General features: G+C 61.2%; 23 protein-coding genes and 1 pseudogene. 18 read left to right on the top strand and 6 right to left on the bottom strand.

From position 1 onward, the window contains the following. From MOV61_RS19715 to MOV61_RS19705, 3 genes and pseudogenes are all read right to left on the bottom strand, one after another. A pseudogene (locus tag MOV61_RS19715) lies at window positions 1-109 on the bottom strand (oxidoreductase); the annotation flags it as partial. Window positions 110-267: 158 nt separating this feature from the next. Continuing rightward, window positions 268-864, bottom strand: a complete 597-nt coding sequence (locus MOV61_RS19710; RefSeq protein ID WP_247137782.1) for a LysE family translocator — start codon at window positions 862-864, stop codon at window positions 268-270. Between the two features lie 87 nt (window positions 865-951). Continuing rightward, window positions 952-1,389, bottom strand: coding sequence for a DUF488 family protein (locus tag MOV61_RS19705; protein ID WP_038549536.1), 438 nt, complete (start codon window positions 1,387-1,389; stop codon window positions 952-954). A 121-nt stretch (window positions 1,390-1,510) separates the two neighbouring features. On the opposite strand from MOV61_RS19705, the gene MOV61_RS19700 reads away from it, so the two are divergent. Continuing rightward, window positions 1,511-2,473, top strand: a complete 963-nt coding sequence (locus MOV61_RS19700; protein ID WP_247137781.1) for a GlxA family transcriptional regulator — start codon at window positions 1,511-1,513, stop codon at window positions 2,471-2,473. A gap of 1 nt (window position 2,474) precedes the next feature. Here MOV61_RS19700 and MOV61_RS19695 read toward each other — a convergent pair whose 3' ends face one another. The 3 genes from MOV61_RS19695 to MOV61_RS19685 all read right to left on the bottom strand — a co-directional run bounded on the left by MOV61_RS19695 (window position 2,475) and on the right by MOV61_RS19685 (window position 5,971). Further along, on the bottom strand, window positions 2,475-4,136 hold the full coding sequence (locus MOV61_RS19695) for an alpha-amylase family protein (RefSeq protein WP_247137780.1): 1,662 nt from the start codon (window positions 4,134-4,136) through the stop codon (window positions 2,475-2,477). Between the two features lie 92 nt (window positions 4,137-4,228). Continuing rightward, window positions 4,229-4,537, bottom strand: a complete 309-nt coding sequence (locus tag MOV61_RS19690; protein ID WP_247137779.1) for a putative quinol monooxygenase — start codon at window positions 4,535-4,537, stop codon at window positions 4,229-4,231. Window positions 4,538-4,663: 126 nt separating this feature from the next. Then, window positions 4,664-5,971: a flagellin gene (locus MOV61_RS19685; protein ID WP_038544575.1), complete on the bottom strand. Its 1,308-nt coding sequence runs from the start codon at window positions 5,969-5,971 to the stop codon at window positions 4,664-4,666. A 284-nt stretch (window positions 5,972-6,255) separates the two neighbouring features. Between MOV61_RS19685 and urtA the strand changes: the two genes are divergently transcribed. The 17 genes from urtA to MOV61_RS19600 form a co-directional block, all read left to right on the top strand. Further along, a complete protein-coding gene (gene urtA, locus MOV61_RS19680) occupies window positions 6,256-7,560 on the top strand; it encodes an urea ABC transporter substrate-binding protein (RefSeq protein ID WP_038544573.1) in 1,305 nt (434 codons plus the stop codon). 77 nt (window positions 7,561-7,637) lie between these two features. After that, a complete protein-coding gene (urtB, locus tag MOV61_RS19675) occupies window positions 7,638-9,269 on the top strand; it encodes an urea ABC transporter permease subunit UrtB (RefSeq protein WP_247137778.1) in 1,632 nt (543 codons plus the stop codon). Continuing rightward, window positions 9,266-10,435 carry an urea ABC transporter permease subunit UrtC gene (gene urtC / locus MOV61_RS19670; RefSeq protein ID WP_247137777.1) on the top strand — a complete coding sequence of 390 codons (1,170 nt, stop codon included), beginning with the start codon at window positions 9,266-9,268 and terminating at the stop codon, window positions 10,433-10,435. Before urtB ends, urtC begins: the two co-directional genes overlap by 4 nt. A gap of 12 nt (window positions 10,436-10,447) precedes the next feature. Then, window positions 10,448-11,209 carry an urea ABC transporter ATP-binding protein UrtD gene (gene urtD, locus MOV61_RS19665; RefSeq protein ID WP_408962404.1) on the top strand — a complete coding sequence of 254 codons (762 nt, stop codon included), beginning with the start codon at window positions 10,448-10,450 and terminating at the stop codon, window positions 11,207-11,209. A 1-nt stretch (window position 11,210) separates the two neighbouring features. Further along, window positions 11,211-11,906 (top strand): urea ABC transporter ATP-binding subunit UrtE, encoded by a 696-nt coding sequence (urtE, locus tag MOV61_RS19660; RefSeq protein WP_007762131.1) that lies wholly within the window; start codon window positions 11,211-11,213, stop codon window positions 11,904-11,906. 220 nt (window positions 11,907-12,126) lie between these two features. Beyond that, on the top strand, window positions 12,127-13,284 hold the full coding sequence (locus MOV61_RS19655) for a PHB depolymerase family esterase (protein ID WP_247137776.1): 1,158 nt from the start codon (window positions 12,127-12,129) through the stop codon (window positions 13,282-13,284). Continuing rightward, complete coding sequence (locus MOV61_RS19650) at window positions 13,221-14,066, top strand: urease accessory protein UreD (RefSeq protein WP_247034826.1); 846 nt, start codon at window positions 13,221-13,223, stop codon at window positions 14,064-14,066. The genes MOV61_RS19655 and MOV61_RS19650 overlap by 64 nt, the downstream gene beginning before the upstream one ends. 18 nt (window positions 14,067-14,084) lie before the next feature. Next, a complete protein-coding gene (locus MOV61_RS19645) occupies window positions 14,085-14,387 on the top strand; it encodes an urease subunit gamma (RefSeq protein ID WP_247137775.1) in 303 nt (100 codons plus the stop codon). A gap of 11 nt (window positions 14,388-14,398) precedes the next feature. After that, the gene (locus MOV61_RS19640) at window positions 14,399-14,650 is read left to right on the top strand and encodes a DUF1272 domain-containing protein (RefSeq protein ID WP_038544565.1); all 252 of its coding nucleotides are present in this window, start codon (window positions 14,399-14,401) and stop codon (window positions 14,648-14,650) included. Between the two features lie 11 nt (window positions 14,651-14,661). Continuing rightward, window positions 14,662-14,967 (top strand): urease subunit beta, encoded by a 306-nt coding sequence (locus tag MOV61_RS19635; RefSeq protein WP_038544563.1) that lies wholly within the window; start codon window positions 14,662-14,664, stop codon window positions 14,965-14,967. A 29-nt stretch (window positions 14,968-14,996) separates the two neighbouring features. Further along, complete coding sequence (locus MOV61_RS19630; protein WP_247137774.1) at window positions 14,997-15,377, top strand: lysozyme inhibitor LprI family protein; 381 nt, start codon at window positions 14,997-14,999, stop codon at window positions 15,375-15,377. Between the two features lie 47 nt (window positions 15,378-15,424). Beyond that, entirely contained in the window at window positions 15,425-15,685 is a 261-nt protein-coding gene (locus tag MOV61_RS19625) for an AbrB/MazE/SpoVT family DNA-binding domain-containing protein (protein WP_007773816.1), read from the top strand. After that, window positions 15,682-16,092: a PIN domain-containing protein gene (locus tag MOV61_RS19620; RefSeq protein WP_247137773.1), complete on the top strand. Its 411-nt coding sequence runs from the start codon at window positions 15,682-15,684 to the stop codon at window positions 16,090-16,092. The genes MOV61_RS19625 and MOV61_RS19620 overlap by 4 nt, the downstream gene beginning before the upstream one ends. Before the next feature lie 7 nt (window positions 16,093-16,099). Further along, window positions 16,100-17,809, top strand: a complete 1,710-nt coding sequence (ureC, locus tag MOV61_RS19615; protein WP_038544559.1) for an urease subunit alpha — start codon at window positions 16,100-16,102, stop codon at window positions 17,807-17,809. A 25-nt stretch (window positions 17,810-17,834) separates the two neighbouring features. Then, entirely contained in the window at window positions 17,835-18,506 is a 672-nt protein-coding gene (locus tag MOV61_RS19610) for a TIGR02117 family protein (protein WP_247137772.1), read from the top strand. A 14-nt stretch (window positions 18,507-18,520) separates the two neighbouring features. After that, window positions 18,521-18,979, top strand: a complete 459-nt coding sequence (ureE, locus tag MOV61_RS19605) for an urease accessory protein UreE (protein ID WP_247137771.1) — start codon at window positions 18,521-18,523, stop codon at window positions 18,977-18,979. 42 nt (window positions 18,980-19,021) lie between these two features. Beyond that, the coding region (locus MOV61_RS19600) for an urease accessory protein UreF (RefSeq protein WP_408962405.1) at window positions 19,022-19,254 on the top strand (233 nt) is incomplete at its 3' end.

Here is a 19,254-nt window from a genome sequence, read left to right as displayed (position 1 = left end):
CGCCGAGCACGACCTTGGCACCGGCGGCGGCGAGGATACGCGCCGTGCCTTCGCCGATGCCGCTGCTGGCGCCGCTGATAAGAACCACCTTTTCAGTAATTTGAGTCATGTTGCTGATCCTCTGTGGCAGGCAGCGGCGGGATGCCGCTGCGGGCAGGGGATCTATGGAACGGATGCGCAGGAAAGCGGTATCAAGGTTCTCCGCAGTTCTTGCACGATCGTCCGAGCCTGCGTTTGACGGGAAAGTGAGAGCCTTTCCGGTCGCCGCTATTTCAATAGCGGCCAGAGCGTTGCGACCAGCAGCAGCGCCATGACGATGTTGAACCATTTAAGCCGGGCCGGATCGGAGAGGAACTGCCGCAGCGCCACGCCGAAGCCGGCCCAGACGGCGACGCTCGGCAGGTTGACGACGGCGACGACCAACGTGATCAGCACCACCGACACGAACGGGTTCTCGGCGCTGGCATAGGCCGCCATGGCGGTCAGCGCGCCGACCCAGGCCTTCGGGTTGACCCATTGGAAGGCGGCGGATTCGAGGAAGGTGAGGGGACGGGCGGCGCTCGCGCTATCGCTGGAGACGGAGCGGGACATGGCAATGCGCCAGGCGAGGGTGAGCAGGTAGGCGCCGCCGGCGATCTTCAGCATCAATCCAAGCGGCGGATAGGCCGTCAGAAGCGCGCCGAGACCGAAGCCGACCGCCAGCAGCACCGACGAAAAACCGATTGTGATACCGAGGATCTGCGGCACGGTGCGCCGGAAACCGAAATTGGTGCCCGAAGCAAGCAGCATGAAATTGCTCGGCCCCGGCGAGACCGAGCCGACAAGCGAAAAGAGGGCGATTGCAAGGATGGTTTCATAGGCCATGGCAAAGGGTCTCCCACGCGGGGAGGCTGCTCCCGGCGGCGTTAGGGCGTCTGGTTGTTCAGTCGAGATTCTGGAGGTGGTTGTATTCTAGAGATGGCGGATGCTGAGCTTGCCGCCCCATTTGCCATTCAGGTAGTCACAGACGAGCCGGCGATGGCAATGGTGCGGCTTGTCTTCCGAGCAGAGCAGGCAGGAGCCATCGAACTCTTCTGCCTTGAAGTGATCTTCCACCTTGCGTTCAGCCATCAAGCCAAGGAAATCATTCTGGAAAACATTCCAGTCGCCTTTCTCCTTCTTGAAGGCAGTCATGATCTCCTCGGTCGGCGCCAGCAGCGGTTCATGGACATAACCGGCGCCGCAGATCGTCTTCAGGAAGAAGGCGAGGTCGTCGGATTTGGCAAAACCGGCGAGTTGCGAGGTGTTGTGGAGGCGCACATCCAGGACCCGCTTGACGCCGGCCGCCCTGATGCGGCCGAAGAAATCCTCGGCGGTCGTCTTGGTGAAACCGATCGTGGTGACATCCATGCTCATGCGTCTCTTTTTGTCGCAACAGGCTCAGTCATGCGACGTTTTCCGGGCCTGATATTCCGCCACGCCGGCCCGTTTGCCTATTGTCAATATTGACATTGTTGATAGTGTTCTTGCCATGAAACTACAGATCCTTGCACTCGATCCCGTCTTTGATACCGGCCTGTCGACCATGCTCGACGTGTTCACCATGGCAAACGAGCTTGCGGCGATGCTGTCGCTCGACGTGCCGGCCTTCGACGTGTCGGTGATCGGCGTGCGCAGACAAGTGAAGACGGCGCACGGGCTTGCCGTGCCGATCTCCGGAAGTTTCGATGCGAAGGCCGGTGGCTGGCTGGTGGTGCCGGCGATTGCCTGCAAGATGCCGGACGTGCTGGTGCCCGCCCTCGACCGTCCCGACATCCGCGATGCGGGGGCGGTGCTGCGAGAGGCCAAGGCGGCGGGCATGAATATCGCCGCCGCCTGTATCGGCACGTTCGTTCTGGCCGAATCCGGCCTACTCGACGGAGAGAAATCGACGACCAGCTGGTGGCTCGCGCCGCTCTTCCGCCAGCGTTACCCCTCCGTGCAGCTGGAGGATGGCCAGATGCTGGTGAAATCCGGCTCGCTGGTGACGGCGGGCGCCGCACTCGGTCATATGGACATGGCGCTCTGGCTGGTGCGGCAGGTGAGCCCGGAGCTTGCCGGCCTTGTGGCGCGCTATCTCATCGTCGACAACCGGCCGTCGCAATCGGCTTACGTGATCACCGACCATCTTTCCCATGCCGACCCGCTGGTGCAGCGTTTCGAGCGCTGGGCACGCGGCCGCCTCGGGGAGGGGTTTTCGCTGGACAACGCGGCCGATGCGGTCGGCGCCAGCAAGCGAACGCTGGCCCGGCGCATGCAGCAGGTGCTCGGCAAGACGCCGCTCTCCTATTTCCAGGATCTGCGTGTCGAGCGTGCGGTGCATCTCCTGAAGACCAGCGACAAGAGCCCCAACGAAATCGCCGCACTCGTCGGTTATGCGGATGGGGTTACGCTGCGGGCATTGCTGCGGCAAAAGACTGGCCGCGGCGTGCGCGAGGTGAGGGCGGGCGGTTAGCCTATACTTCCTTGCGCCGCAGCAGGTAATCGAGACCGCCGACCCGGAACCAGCGATAGGCATAGGCATCGAGCAGGAGACGGTGCCGGCCGTTGGCATCCGCCTCGCTGTTGCCGCCGTCTGCGATATCGATGAGAAGATCGCCATGCTCTCCGATACCGACCACGAACGTTACTTCGACCGGTTTCGAATTCAGGTTGTGGACTATCAGCACGGAATTGTCGCGCCAATCGTAACGGAGCGCCAGCACGCCGGTATCCCCGGTGTTGAGGACGGTGCAGGCGCCCCAGCCGATCTCCGGCGCTTCCTTGCGCATCCGGATCAGTCGCTCCGTCCAGTTCAACATCGAGTTCGGGTCGCGCCGTTGCTCAGCGACGTTGATGTGCTCAAAACCGAACAGGCCGCCGCTGATGACCGGCAGGACCGGCTTGTCGTTCTTGGTGAAGCCTCCATGCGGCTCGGCCGACCATTGCATCGGCGTGCGGGCGCAGTTGCGCTCCGGCAGCGACAGGTCGTCACCCATGCCAATCTCGTCGCCATAACGTAGCACCGGCGTGCCGGGCAGCGAAAACAGCAGGCTGTAGGCGAGTTCCAGGCGCCTCCGGTCGTTCTCCAGCATCGGCGCCAGCCGCCGTCGGATGCCGCGGTCGTAGAGCTGCATGTTCTTGTCCGGCCCGAATTCTGAAAACACTTTCTGGCGCTGTTTTTCGGTCAGACGACCAAGATCCAGTTCATCGTGATTGCGCAGGAACATGCCCCATTGTCCCGTTTCAGGTCGATCGCTGGTATTGACGATCGCTTTTGCCAGCGGCCGGGCGTCTCCGGAGGCGAGCGCATAAAACAGGGCCTGGTTGACGTGAAAGTTGAACATCATCTGCATGCGATCGCCGTCATCGCCGAAATAAGCGAGGTTCTCCTTCGGCACGACATTGGCTTCGGCAAGGATGATCGAATCTCCGAGCCGCCATTGCAGGAATTCGCGAAAAACCCGGAGCATGGCGAACTGCTCCCTCGGCTTTTTCACGTCGGCACCCTTTTCGGCGATCACGAATGGCACGGCATCCATGCGAAAACCGGAAACACCAAGCTGGATCCAGAAACCCATGATCTTGAGGATTTCCGCCTGCACATGCGGGTTGGAGGTGTTGAGATCCGGCTGGAACTCATAAAAGCGGTGAAAGTAATATTGCCTGGCCTTTTCGTCATAGGTCCAAGTCGTCTTCTGCACGCCCGGAAACACCATGCCCTCATTGGCATTCGCCGGCTTCTTGTCGGACCAGATATACCAGTCGCGATAGTAGGATTCCGGGTCGCTGCGGGCGTCCTGGAACCAGGGATGCTGGGTGGACGTGTGGTTGACTACGAGATCGATCAGCACCCGAATGCCGCGCTGCCGGGCGCCATGGGTGAATTCGACGAAATCGCCGAGCGTGCCGTAGCGCGGGTCGACATTGTAGTAGTCGGAGACGTCGTAACCGTCGTCCCGGCCGGGCGAGGTCTGGAACGGCATCAGCCAGATGGCATTGACGCCGAGACCGGAGATATAGTCCAGCCGCCGTTGCAAGCCCTGGAAATCCCCGATCCCGTCGCCATTGGAATCCATGAAGGTCTCGACGGAGAGGCAATAGACGACGGCGTTCTTGTACCAGAGGTCGTTGATCACGGGTTCGAGCTCCTCGGGCGGTTGGCGGATCCGGGGAGGCAAGCGCGTGAGGCGCAGAAATGTTCCCACGGGGGAACGGCCTGGCCGAAGATTTACGCGGCGCGGTCTTCCCGCAGCGGATGCCAGACTGAAATGTCGCGCGAGCTGGTGAGCAGGTCCGGCAGGGCCGCGTGCCATTCCTCGCGATAGCGGCGCTTCAACTGGACCTCCAGCACATCGGCGTGATCCTCCCAGGTCTCATAAAGCATCATGTGGTTCTCATTCTCGGGATCGGCATGCAGCATGGCATTGTGGAACATCGGCTCGTGCCGCATGGCATCGAGCACGCCGTTCAGAAGCGTCAGGAAGCGGTCGCGCTGGCCTGGGAGGATATCGAAACGAATGACGTAAGTGACTGGCATGGGGCTGATCCTTTCGCGCTGCAAAGCTGGATCCTGGGATAGATGCCATCCGTCGCCGGGTCGATTACTTCGGAGGTCATATATCGCGTGCGCAATGCGCGCCTGCCGGTAAGGACGACGGTCTCGTTACTGGAAGAGAGACAGGATGTTTCGCGCGTCCGAATTGGCGATGGAAAGCGACTGGGTCGCGAGTTGCTGCTGGACTTGCAGTGCCTTGAGCCTGCTCGACGCCTCGGTCATATTGGCATCGACGAGGCGCCCAATGCCTCTGTCGAGACTGTCGGCGAGACTGTTTCCAAATGCTTCCTGCATCTCGATCCTCGACCTGATCGAGCCAAGGTAAGCACCGGCCGATATGACCTTCTGCTGCATCTCGTCGAGAACCAAGGTTATTGTCGGAAAGTCGATGTCGGGATCGGTGACGTCGATATCGAGAATATCGATACCCTCCGGCGGCAGCGTCCGGGTGTGAACTGGCGGCTGTACCGTGATCAGCTCCGCGGCGAGAGGAATGGTGGCGCGAAAGAAGATATTCGGCGCTCCACCCTGAGCCGCAAACAGGATGTCTGGGGGCGCCTTGTTGAGAAACGTTGCCTGCAGCAGGACTTTCGCCCAATCGGCCGTGCTTTCGATATCTCCGTCGAAGCCGTATCCTATCTGGCCTCCGAGCGCCTGGTCGACGACACTTTTGGTGATGACGAACGTATCGTTGGACGTACCCACTGAGAAGGGGACCGTGACGACGTCGAATTTCGTAATCGTGAAGGGTTGGTCGAATACCGGACCCGGTACGTCGCCATAACCGGATGTCGAAAATCCGAGCAATCCACCGATCGTGCCGAGGCCATAACCCAGATCCGGATCAGGTTCTTTCTGCAAAATTCCGCCGCCGCCATTCTTGAACAGTACGAGTTTCGACAGATCGACGTCGATGGTCTTGACGGAGACGGTTCCGTCCTCGCTGCGATCGAACGACGATACGACAGAAGTCTTGGCGCCTGCTTCGCTGGCCTGGCCCAGCATGTCCGACCGCAACCAGTTCTGGCCGGCGAAGGTCGCGGAGTTGGATATCGAGACGATCTGCTGCTTCAACTGCTCCAGTTCTTCCTGGATCTTGTTCTTGTCTATTCCGTCCTGCTGGGCGGAAACGACCTTGGCCATGAACGCCGCCAGGATATCGGTCGTCGCAGCTATGCCTTCATAGGCCGTATCGACTTTTGCTGCTCCGAGACCAAGGGCGTCGTGCACGGTCGAGAGGGCACCATTGTCCGACCGCATGGTGGTGGCGATCGACCAGTAAGCGGGATTGTCGGAGGCCTGTTCGATACGCAAGCCGGTCGAGACCTGCCGCTGCGTGCCAAACATCTGGCTGTCAAGGGAGCGAAGCATTTGGAGCGCGGAGGCAGCTCCAGCATTCGTGAGGATGCTACTCATGGGATCTACACCGAAACAACTCCCCCCGCCCTACATGAGCGTCGGATTATAAAATCCAAATATGGTTAATATATCAATAAGTACGCTCGATGGTGGCCACGCCGACCTGCTTGGCTGAAGATGCCAGCTGGGCGTGGGATTTCTACCCCCGGCATCCCTCTTCCCCCTTCTCCCCCACCGGTACGTCATTCGACGTATACGGTTTTGCGATGCAGCAACCGATAGTCGCTTAAGCAACGGTTAAGTTCTTCGTTGCGGACGAACGAGAAGAGGGGTTCGAACCAATGACATTCAAGTCCAAATCGGGCAAATCCAAACTGGGTGGCGCGCTGCTCGCTGCCGTAATGTCAGCGACGGCGCTGCAGGGTGCTTTCGCCGCTGACGACACCATCAAGATCGGTGTTCTGCACTCGCTTTCGGGCACCATGGCCATCTCTGAGACCACCCTCAAGGATGTCATGCTGATGCTCGTCGCCGAGCAGAACAAGAAGGGCGGCGTGCTCGGCAAGAAGCTCGAAGCCGTCGTCGTCGACCCGGCGTCCGACTGGCCGCTGTTTGCCGAAAAGGCCCGCCAGCTGATTTCGCAGGACAAGGTGGCGGCTGTTTTCGGTTGCTGGACCTCCTCTTCGCGCAAGTCGGTCCTGCCGGTCTTCGAAGAGCTGAACTCGATCCTGTTCTACCCGGTCCAGTACGAGGGTGAAGAATCCTCGCGCAACATCTTCTACACAGGCGCTGCCCCCAACCAGCAGGCCATTCCGGCCGTCGATTATCTGGCGAAGAAAGAAGGCGTCAAGCGCTGGGTTCTCGCCGGTACCGACTACGTCTATCCGCAGACGACCAACAAGATCCTCAAGGCCTATCTGATGTCGAAGGGCGTTGCCGAATCCGACATCATGGTCAACTACACGCCGTTCGGTCATTCCGACTGGCAGACGATCGTCTCGGACATCAAGAAGTTCGGCTCGGCCGGCAAGAAGACCGCCGTCGTCTCGACCATCAACGGCGATGCCAACGTGCCGTTCTACAAGGAACTCGGCAACCAGGGCATCAAGGCTGAAGACATCCCGGTCGTCGCGTTCTCGGTCGGCGAAGAAGAACTCGCCGGTCTCGACACCAAGCCGCTGGTCGGGCATCTGGCCGCCTGGAACTACTTCCAGTCCGTCGATGCGGACGTCAATGCCGAATTCATCAAGGAATGGCACGCGTTCACCAAGAACGACAAGCGCGTGACCAATGACCCGATGGAAGCCGCCTATATCGGCTTCAACGCCTGGGTAAAGGCCGTCGAAGCCGCCGGCACCACCAATACCGATGCCGTGCTGGACAGCATCATCGGCGTCTCCGTTCCGAACCTGTCGGGTGGCACGTCCACCGTCATGCCGAACCACCACATCACCAAGCCGGTGCTGATCGGTGAAATCCAGGCTGACGGCCAGTTCGACATCGTTCAGGAAACCGCGCCTGTGGTCGGCGACGAGTGGTCCGATTACCTGCCGGACAGCAAGAACCTGATCTCCGATTGGCGCAAGCCGATGTCCTGCGGCAACTTCAACGTTGCTTCCGGCAAGTGCGGCGGCAAGGGCAGCTGATCCGATTGCCTTCTAGATGTTCATCGACATCATCGCGGGCGGCGTTCAGTCGCCCGCGATCTCGCAAGGGGGTTCCAATGACGAGCAAAGTTGCTTTCCGCGTTCTGCAGAGCCTTGGTCTTCTGCTCTGCCTGATCTTTTCTCTCGCCGCGCCGTCGTTCGCGCAGCAGACCGATCCCAAGCCGCTGATCGACGCGCTCTCCAAGGCGGATTTCGGCGAAGCTGAAAAACTGATCGGCCAGCTTGCCGCCACAGGCGATGCGCGGCTCGTGCCGGCGCTGAATGCCTTTTCCGAGGGCGATCTCTATTTCCGCAAGTCGGACGGCCTGGTGTTCATCGGCAAGGCGGTCGGCTCCAGCTACGAACTGACTGATCCGGTCACCGGCGCCTCTGCCGGCCAGGCCGCCAAGAACGCCGTCACGAAGATCAAGATCAACAACAGCCTTCGCCGTGTCATCCGCTCGGCCATGGGCGGCCTGACGCTGATGAGCCCGGATCGCGAGGTCCGGCTGCAGGCGGCCGATGCGGTGCTTCGCTCGCCGAGCGCCGAAAACCTCGAACTCCTCGAAACCGCGATCTCCAAGGAGACGGACGGCGAGGTCAAGGCCCGCATGGTAGAGGCGCGCGCCGTGTCGCTGCTCTCCTCCGATCGCTCCATCGATGAAAAGCGCACCGCGATCCAGACGATCAAGAACTATGGCGGCCGCAACGCGATCGGCATCCTGATGGGCGCTTCCGCGGGGCTCGATCCGAGCCTCAAGGGCGATGTCGATGCGGCCATCGCCAGTATCGAAAGCGGCCAGAGGCTCTGGGATATCGGCCAGAACGTCTGGTATGGCGTCTCTCTCGGCTCGGTCCTGCTTCTTGCGGCGATCGGGCTTGCGATCACATTCGGCGTCATGGGCATCATCAACATGGCGCATGGCGAAATGGTCATGCTCGGCGCCTATTCCACCTTCGTGGTGCAGCAGGTCATCCGCGACCATGCGCCCGGCCTGTTCGACTGGTCGCTGGCGATCGCGCTTCCGGTTGCCTTCCTCGTCACCGGCGCCGTCGGCCTGGTCGTCGAACGCGGTGTCATCCGCTTCCTCTACGGCCGGCCGCTCGAAACGCTGCTCGCCACCTGGGGCGTCTCGCTGATCCTGCAGCAGACGATCCGCTCGATCTTCGGCCCCACCAACCAGGAAGTCGGCAATCCGTCGTGGATGTCCGGTTCCTTCCCGGTCGGCGGCATGACGATCACCTGGAACCGCATGTGGATCATCGCCTTCTCGCTGTCGATCTTCGTGGCGCTGCTGGTGGTGATGAAAAAATCCTCCTTCGGCCTCAACATGCGCGCCGTCACCCAGAACCGCCGCATGGCGTCGTCAATGGGCATCAAGACGCCCTGGGTCGACGCTTTCACCTTCGCCCTCGGCTCCGGCATCGCCGGCATTGCCGGTGTCGCACTCTCCCAGATCGACAACGTCTCGCCGAATCTCGGCCAGAGCTACATCATCGACAGTTTCATGGTCGTGGTGTTCGGCGGCGTCGGCAATCTCTGGGGCACGCTGGTCGGCGCGCTGTCGCTCGGGGTGCTCAACAAGTTCCTCGAACCATCGGTCGGCGCCGTGCTCGGCAAGATCCTGGTTCTGGTGCTGATCATCCTGTTCATCCAGAAACGTCCGCGCGGTCTCTTCGCGCTCAAGGGAAGGGCGGTGGAAGCATGATTTCCGGCTTTGTTTTCCGCGCCCTCGAGGGCCGCATCGTCGCTGCCGTCGGCATTCTTCTCGGCATCGGCATCCTGGTGCCGGCGCTCAACCTGCTGACCTCGCCCGACAGCGCGCTGCACATCCCGACCTACGCAATGTCGCTGTTCGGCAAGTATCTCTGCTATGCGCTGCTGGCGCTGGCGCTCGATCTCGTCTGGGGTTACTGCGGCATCCTCTCGCTCGGCCACGGCGCTTTCTTCGCGCTCGGCGGTTATGCGATGGGCATGTATCTGATGCGCCAGATCGGTCCGCGCGGCGTCTACGGCAACCCGGTCCTTCCGGACTTCATGGTGTTCCTGAACTACAAGGAACTGCCGTGGTTCTGGCACGGCTTCGACTGGTTCATCTTTGCCATGGCGATGGTGATCGTCGTGCCCGGCCTGCTCGCCTTCATCTTCGGCTGGTTCGCCTTCCGCTCCCGCGTCAACGGCGTCTATCTGTCGATCATCACCCAGGCGATGACCTACGCTTTGCTGCTTGCCTTCTTCCGCAACGACATGGGTTTCGGCGGCAATAACGGCCTTACTGACTTCAAGGACATCCTCGGCTTCTCCGTTCAGGCGGACGGCACGCGTGCGGTTCTGTTCTTCATGTCGGCGCTGATGCTGTCGCTCTGCCTGATCCTTGCATCCGCCATCGTCCGTTCGAAGTTCGGCAAGGTGCTGGTCGGCGTGCGCGATGCGGAAAGCCGGGTGCGCTTCCTCGGCTTCCGGGTCGAGAACATCAAGCTCTTCACCTTCGTCGTTTCCGCTACGATGGCGGGGATCGCAGGCGCGCTCTTCGTGCCGCAGGTCGGCATCATCAATCCGGGCGAATTTGCGCCCGCCAACTCGATCGAAGTCGTCGTCTGGACGGCGGTCGGCGGCCGCGGCACGCTGATCGGCCCGATCATCGGCGCGATCCTGGTCAATGGCGGCAAGAGCTTCTTCACCGGCGCCTTCCCGGAAATATGGCTGTTTGCGCTCGGTGGTCTGTTCATCGCCGTGACGCTCTTCCTGCCGAAGGGCATCGTCGGAACGATCCAGCACGGCTTGAAGGCTCGGCATGCGTTGAAGGCTGCGGCGGATGCCGAAAAGGGCAGGGGTGACGCCACCACGGTGGCGCAAGCCCAGGCGGCGGAATAGGGGCACGCAATCATGAACATGATTTCCGAAACACGACAGAAAAGCCTGCTCTATCTCGAAAACGTCTCGGTTTCCTTCGACGGCTTCAAGGCGCTGAACTCGCTGTCCTTCGTCGTCGAGCCCGGGGAACTGAGGGCGATCATCGGCCCGAACGGCGCGGGCAAGACGACGATGATGGATATCATCACCGGCAAGACAAGGCCCGATACCGGCACGGTGCTGTTCGAGGATACGATCGACCTCACCAAAAAGGACGAGGCTGATATCGCCCAGCTCGGCATCGGCCGGAAATTCCAGAAGCCGACGGTGTTCGAAAGCCACACCGTGTGGGACAATTTGGAACTGGCGCTCAACCGGTCGCGCGGCGTGTTCGCCACCTTGTTCTACACGCTGTCGCCGGAGGACAAGGCTCGCATCGAGGAGATCCTCGAGACGATCCGCATGACCCACCGCAGCCAAGAATACGCCGCCAATCTCAGCCACGGTCAGAAACAGTGGCTGGAGATCGGCATGCTGCTCGCCCAGGAACCGAAGCTGCTTCTCGTCGACGAACCTGTCGCCGGCATGACGGATGCGGAGACGGCGGAGACGGCGGTGCTGCTGAAGGAAATCGCCAAGACCCGATCGGTGGTCGTCGTCGAGCACGACATGGGCTTCATCCGCGAACTCGGCGTCAAGGTGACCTGCCTTGCCGAAGGTTCGGTCCTTGCCGAAGGCTCGATCGATTTCGTTTCGAACGATCCCAAGGTGATCGAGAATTATCTGGGGCGCTAAGATGCTGACAGTCAACAACGTCAATCTTCATTACGGCGCCGCGCAGGCGCTGCGCGGTGTCTCCATTCACGCGGATATGGGCAAGATCACTTGCGTGCTGGGGCGGAACGGCGTGGGGAAGAGTTCTCTTCTCCGCGCCGTGACCGGCCAGCATCCGGTCAGCGCCGGCACGATCAGCTTCCAAGGAGAGGTCCTGAACGGTCTTGCGCCCTATAACCGCGCCAAGCACGGCATCGGCTACGTGCCGCAAGGCCGGGAAATCTTCCCGCTGCTCACTGTGCAGGAGAACCTCGAAAGCGGTTACGCGCCGCTCGCCCGCAAGGACAAGTTCATTCCCGACGAGATATTCTCGCTGTTTCCGGTGCTGAAATCGATGCTCGGCCGACGCGGCGGCGATCTCTCCGGCGGTCAGCAGCAGCAGCTCGCGATCGGCCGCGCCATGGTCACCCGTCCGAAGATCCTCGTGCTCGACGAGCCGACCGAAGGCATCCAGCCGTCGATCATCAAGGATATCGGACGGGCGATCCGCTACCTGCGCGATTCAACTGGCATGGCCATTCTCCTGGTGGAACAGTATCTGGACTTCTGCCGGGAGCTTGCCGACCAGGTCTACATCATGGATCGTGGCGAGATTGTGCACGAAGGGGCGGCAGAGACTCTGGATACGGCAGAAGCAAGGCGGCATCTGACCGTCTGAGACTAGTATTTTTACTGGTGAATGTTTGTATCGTTTCGCAGCACTTCGTGCGTTTCAAAGGCCGCTAATATATGTTAACAACACTGCGTTTTCAGGGCATTCCGCATAATTGTTGACAACCCCCGCACCCCATGATGAGGCGCTGATGGTCTTTGCACGCGTTGCCGGTTTCTTCTCTCGTTCCGCTCTTACACGCATGGTTACGGTAGGAGCGGTTTTTTTGGGCGCCACGACCTTCCTGGGGTCGATGACCGGCAGCGCCCTTGCCGCAGGCTGCGGCCAGCCGATGGAAGCGGGTCGCCACCCAATCACCATCGAAACCGACGGTGTTGCCCGTTCGGCAGTCTATTTCATTCCCTCGTCCTATACCGGCAAGGACAAGGTTCCGCTGGTTTTCGATCTCCATGGCAGCCACAGCAATCCTCAAGGGCAGCTGAACAGAAGCTCCTGGGACAAGGTTGCCGAGAAAAACGGCTTCATCGTTTTGGCGCTGCAGGGGAGCCTGCCCGGAAGCTCCGCCGGCACCTATGCGTGGAACGTGCCTTTCGTCACCATACAGCAGGGCGGCCTCGACGAGATCGCCTATATCCGGCAGGCTATCGCGACCGCCAAGCAGCAATTCTGTGTCGATCCGGCCCGTATCTATGCCTCGGGTTATTCGGGTGGCGGCCGCATGCTATCGGCCTATCTCTGCTCGGGTCATGACGATTTCGCAGCTGCCGGCTTCGTGCATTCGCTGCGCGCCGGGCGTCCGGTCGAGGCCGATGGGAAGTGGGGGCCGGATGCGCAGGGCTGCAATCCCGCCAGGCCCATCTCGATCATGGCCTTTGCCGGTGTCAAGGATGCGGCAAATCCTTACGCTGGCGGCGGCAGCGCCTATTGGCAATACGGCTTCAAGACCGCGATCCAACGCTGGACCGAACTCGACGGCTGCAAAGGCAATGGCGACGTAAAGACCGTCGACGGTGTGACCTTCAGTCTCTACGGCACCTGCAAGAACGGTGCACGCGTCGCATCCTACGTCTTCGCCAACGGCACGCATGATTGGCCGAAGCCGGTTGCCGCTACGGAAGCCGTGATCGCCGCCGCCAAGGACGGGGCAGCGAGCGTCACCAAGGTGGCTGCGGTGACCGTCTCCAAGCCGGCATTCGACGCCAATGTTGATCCGGCTTCGCGGATGTGGGAGTTCTTCGGCAAGGCCGACAGCACCGACGTGATCGCCACTGCAACGCCGGCCAAGATCGGTTCGACGGCCAAGTCTGGCACGGGCGTTGCATCGGGTTGCGGAACCGAAGCCGATCTTCAGGGGACGACGTGCAACAGCAACCAGCCGATCGATATGCGCCGCAGCGGGCAAGGGGTGCAGGACGCCTTGTAACCAAGGCTTTCGGCGGGCGGACACGGCTCGCCGAATTCTACCAGGAAGGCTGCGCAAAAATTCGCCTCCCGGAAACATTTTCGCCTGAAATGGAGGCGATTTTAATCAATACGTCGGGGGGACTGACGGGCGGCGACGTGATCGAATGGTCCGTCGCCGCTGCCGCTTCCACAAGACTGTCGGTCACCACCCAGGCGAACGAGAAGATCTATAAGGCCTCGTCCGGCACGGCCTCCGTCTCCACCCATGTCACCGTCGGCGAGGACGCATCGGTCCACTGGCTTCCCCAGGAAACCATCCTTTTCGACCAGTCCTCGCTGACCCGCCGGCTTGACGTCGATCTTTCCGAAAGGTCCGAATTTCTGGCTGTCGAGGCGGTCCTGCTCGGCCGCAAGGCGATGGGCGAAGCGGTCGCGAATGGTTTCTTCCGCGACCGCTGGCGGGTGCGCCGGTCAGGTCAGCTGATCCATGCGGAAGAGATGAAGTTCGAGGGCGAGATCGAACAGCTCTCTCAAGCTGCTGCCGTGCTCTCCGGCCAGGTCGCCTTCGCGACGCTGTTTTACACCGGCCCGCTCGCCGAAATGCTCTTCCCGAAACTCCGCCAGATTGTCGACGGCACGCCTGGCGGAGCCAGCCTGTGGACAGGCGGAGCCAGCCACTGGAACGGCAAGCTGATCGCCCGGCTGGTGGCGCCGACCGGATTTGACTTGAGAAAAATCCTGACACCGGCAATTTCCGTATTGCGTAACGGCGCGCCAGTGCCGAAAGTCTGGAACATCTGATCTTACAGCGGGATTCCCATGAACCTGACGCCCAGAGAAAAAGACAAACTGCTGATTTCCATGGCGGCGATCGTCGCCCGACGCCGGTTGGATCGCGGGGTCAAGCTCAACTATCCTGAAGCGATCGCCCTGATTACCGATTACGTGGTGGAAGGTGCGCGCGACGGCCGCGCGGTCTCCGACCTGATGGAGGCCGGAGCTCATGTCGTCACCCGCGACCAAGTGATGGACGGCATTGCCGAGATGATCCACGACGTGCAGGTGGAGGCGACTTTTCCGGACGGCACCAAACTTGTCACCGTCCACGAACCGATCCGCTGAGGAGGCCTGCAATGCTGGAACTGCGCCCGAATTGCGAGTGCTGCGACAAGGACCTTGTACCGGAAAGCCGGGAGGCGATGATCTGCACTTTCGAGTGCACGTTTTGCGCCACCTGCGCCTCCGATGTGCTGAAGGGCATCTGCCCCAATTGCGCCGGCGAACTGGTGCGCCGGCCCGTGCGTCCGGCGGCCGCGCTCGCCCGCCATCCGGCCTCCACCAAACGCGTACTGAAGGCCGAGGGCTGCGCGCCCAAGGCGGCTTGAAGGAGAATGCCATGATTCCCGGTGAAGTGATTGCCGCAGAAGGCGAAATCGAGCTCAACGCAGGTCTTCCGACGGTGACCATAAAGGTCGCCAACACCGGCGACCGACCGGTGCAGGTGGGCAGCCACTACCATTTCTTCGAGACCAATAACGGGCTCTCCTTCGACCGGGACAAGGCGCGCGGCATGCGTCTCGATATCCCGGCCGGTACGGCCGTCCGTTTCGAACCCGGCCAGATGCGGGAAGTGACGCTGATCCCGCTTTCGGGCAAGCGCGAAGTCTATGGTTTTCAGCAGAAGATCATGGGTGCGCTGTGAAGCGGGCATTTGCGTTTTCTGCTGCGTTCATGCCGCTTCTTGCCCTGCCGGCGGCGGGGCAGGAGCCGAAGGCAAATTGCAAGAACCCGCAAACGCAGATGGAGATGAACATCTGCTCGCAGCGCGACTACGAAGCCGCCGACAAGGCGCTTAATACCCAGTACCAGACGACCCGCAAGGCGATGAAAAAATGGGATGCGGATAGTTCCGCGGATCTCAAAGGCGCCGAGGATGCGCTCGTCAAGGCGCAACGGGCCTGGGTCGCCTATCGCGACGCGCAATGCATCTCCTCCGGCTTCCAGGCCCATGGCGGCTCGATGGAGCCGATGCTGATTTCCGGATGCCAGGCGGACCTGACACGCAAGCGCATTACGGAGCTCAAAGAGCTGACCGAGGCGATGGGGAACTGAACGTTGAGCGTGTTTGTGGTAGTTATGGGAGCGGGAAGGAGAGCGACATGACCGAAACAGTCAAGATCAGCCCTGAAAACCAGATAACCCTATCTGCCGAAGCGCTCGCTTTGCTTGGCGTCAAGGCCGGAGACCAGGTGGATATCGTACCGAGTCAGGACGGCCATCTGGAGATCCGGCCGAAACGTTGGACATTCGCGGACCTGAAAGGGATCGTAAAGCTGGATAGGCCGATTACCGCGGGCGAACTGGATGAATGGGTTGCCGAAGCACGAGGCCGGATTCCTGAAGGCGGCAACGACCTATGATCGGGATCGACACGAATGTCCTCCTTCGTTGGCTCGTGCGCGATCAGCTGATCGGGGAGCCGGCATTGGCGCAGAGTGAGGCGCTGTCTGCGCTCTTCGATAAGAGCGAGGAAGCATTCTTCATCAACGAGATTGTTTTCGTCGAAATTGCCTGGGTCCTGAAACAGCGCGCCCGCCTACCAAAGACCCGGATCGCCGAGATCATCTGGGGTCTGCTGAATTTGGAAAATGCGGTCGTGAAGGACCGAGACATATTGAGCGCTGCGCTTCAAGCCTATTCCGAGTTTCCCGGCGACTTCTCCGATCATTTGATTGGAGAAATCAACAGCCGCAACGGTTGCCGCACCACAATGACGTTCGACAAAGCCGCATCGAAATCCTCCCATTTTACCGAGCTTACAAGGTAGACCGTCCATGCCCCACAAGATGTCCCGCGCCTCCTATGCCAGCATGTTCGGTCCGACCACGGGCGACAGGGTGCGGCTTGCTGATACCGAATTGTTCATCGAGGTGGAGAAGGATTTCACCGTCTATGGCGAAGAGGTGAAGTTCGGCGGCGGCAAGGTCATTCGCGATGGCATGGGGCAGAGCCAGGCGACGCGTGCCGAAGGGGCGGTCGATACGGTCATCACCAATGCGCTGATCGTCGATCATTCGGGCATCTACAAGGCCGACGTCGGTTTGAAGAACGGCCGCATCCACGCGATCGGCAAAGCCGGCAATCCGGATACCCAGCCGGGCGTGACGATCATCGTCGGCCCGTCCACCGAGGCGATCGCCGGCGAGGGCAAGATCCTGACGGCCGGCGGCATGGATGCGCATATCCATTTCATCTGCCCGCAGCAGATCGAGGAGGCGCTGATGAGCGGCGTCACGACCATGCTCGGCGGCGGCTCAGGCCCGGCACATGGCACGCTTGCCACCACCTGCACCGGCGCCTGGCATATCGAGCGGATGATCGAGAGCTTCGACGCCTTCCCGATGAACCTCGCGCTCGCTGGCAAGGGCAATGCGTCGCTTCCCGCACCTCTGGAGGAAATGATCCTCGCCGGTGCCTCGTCGCTGAAGCTTCACGAGGACTGGGGCACGACGCCGGCGGCGATCGACAACTGCCTGACGGTCGCCGATGCCTTCGACGTGCAGGTGATGATCCACACCGATACGCTGAACGAAAGCGGTTTCGTGGAGGATACGGTCGCGGCCATCAAGGGCCGCACCATCCATGCTTTCCATACGGAAGGTGCCGGCGGCGGCCACGCGCCCGACATCATCAAGATCTGCGGCAACCCGAACGTCATCCCGTCTTCGACCAACCCGACCCGGCCTTATACGATCAATACGCTTGCCGAACATCTCGACATGCTGATGGTCTGCCATCACCTGTCGCCGTCGATCCCGGAAGATATCGCCTTTGCCGAAAGCCGCATCCGCAAGGAAACCATCGCTGCCGAAGACATCCTCCACGATCTCGGCGCCTTCTCGATTATCTCCTCCGACAGCCAGGCCATGGGCCGTGTCGGGGAAGTGGCGATCCGCACCTGGCAGACCGCCGACAAGATGAAGCGCCAGCGCGGCAGCCTGAAGGAAGAAACCGGCAATAACGACAATTTCCGCGTCAAGCGCTACATCGCCAAATACACGATCAATCCGGCAATCGCCCAGGGCGTTTCCCATGAGATCGGTTCGGTCGAAGTCGGCAAGCGAGCGGATCTCGTGCTCTGGAGCCCGGCCTTCTTCGGCGTGAAGCCGGAAATGGTGCTGCTTGGCGGCTCGATTGCGGCCGCACCGATGGGCGATCCGAACGCCTCGATCCCTACGCCGCAGCCGATGCATTACCGGCCGATGTTTGCGGCCTACGGCAAGCTGCGCACCAATTCCTCCGTCACCTTCGTCAGCCAGGCTTCGCTGGATGGCGGTCTTGCCCAGCGCCTCGGGGTCGCCAAGAGGCTGGTGGCAGTCAAGAACACCCGCGGCGGCATCTCCAAGGCCTCGATGATCCACAATTCGCTGACGCCGCATGTGGAGGTCAACTCGGAGACCTACGAGGTGCGCGCCGACGGCGAGCTGCTGACCTGCGAGCCCGCGACGGTGCTGCCGATGGCGCAGCGCTATTTCCTGTTCTGAGGCGCTGGCACCTCGGAGCCCCTGAATGAAGGCGTTTTTGCGCTGGCTCCTCGCTGCGGTTCTGTTCGTGGTTGTCGCGGTGGCCGTCGGGACGTTCATCCCGCGACCGTTGTTTGCGCCGAGCCGAGCGGCGGAACCGGCGGCGCAAAGGCGCATCTTGGTTCTGTCCAACCCGATCCACACGGACATTGCCATTCCGCTGGCTGAGGACACCCGCACCGCCTTCGCTTTTCTGGAGCGGTCCGGAATCCCGGTTGCCGACCCCGGTGCGGAATGGCTGGTGCTCGGCTGGGGCGGGCGGGCCTTCTATCTTGAAACGGCGACTTGGGCTGATTTGAAGCCGCTTCCGGTGTTGCGGGCACTGACGGTCGACAGTTCAGTCATGCATGTGGACGTTGCCGGCGGTATCGACGAACGTCATCCGGCGGTGGTGCCGCTCGACCTGGAGGCGGCGGAATTCCAGCGGCTTTTGGCGTTCATCCAGGCGAGTTTCACCCGTCAGGCAGGCGGGGCGCTCGTCGTGGCGGAGGCGGCCTATGGCGCTAATGACCGGTTTTTCGAGGCAAACGGCTATTTCAACGCATTCGTTGGCTGCAATACCTGGACCGCTGCCGCACTTCGCACAGCCGGAATACGAACCGGCCTCTGGAATCCGCTGCCGCAGACCCTTACCCTCTCACTCAAGCTTTTCAATTGACCTCGGAGCATTCCATGCAGCACGTCCATTCCTATCATCCGGCCGGCGTGGTCACAGATCCGCCGATCGATATCGTCACGCTGCCGCATGATCTGCGGCATCTGCGCCGCAAGCTGCTGCATCTCTCCGATGGCGAGATGGTGATGCTCGACCTCAAGGAGGCTGTACTTTTCCATCACGGCGATCGGCTGGTGCTTGAGAACGGCGATACGATCGAGGTACATGCGGCTCCGGAAAAACTCTTCGAGATCAAGGGCCGCGATACGCTGCACCTGATCGAACTCGCCTGGCATCTCGGCAATCGCCACCTTCCGGCGCAGATCGAGGAAGGCCGTATCCTCATCCTGCGCGACCACGTGATCCGCGCCATGCTGGAAGGGCTTGGTGCCGCGGTTGCCGAGGTCGAGGAAGGGTTCCAGCCGGCCCGTGGAGCCTACCATTCGCATGGTTCCCACGACCATCACGGACATTGAGCCTTCGTGACCCACCTCGAAACCAAGGTGCTTCTGAGGCTGATGGCCTGGCTCTCGCCGGCCTTTCCGATCGGCGGCTTTGCCTATTCGGGCGGGCTGGAACGGGCGGTGCACGATGGCCTCGTCAAGGACGCGGCAAGCCTGACCGCCTGGCTGACGAGCCTGCTGGGGCACGGCGCCTTGTGGAATGACGCCGTGCTGTTCGGCGAAGCTTGGCGGCGGTATGAGGACGGGGCCGCGTTGAAGGAGACGGCGGAGCTGGGGCTGGCGCTTGC

Origin of the sequence: Neorhizobium sp. BETTINA12A (genome assembly GCF_023006485.1) — a bacterium.
GTDB lineage: Bacteria > Pseudomonadota > Alphaproteobacteria > Rhizobiales > Rhizobiaceae > Neorhizobium.
The sequence above is the reverse complement of the archived record's forward strand: the minus strand, read 5'-3'. Positions and strand labels throughout refer to the sequence as shown.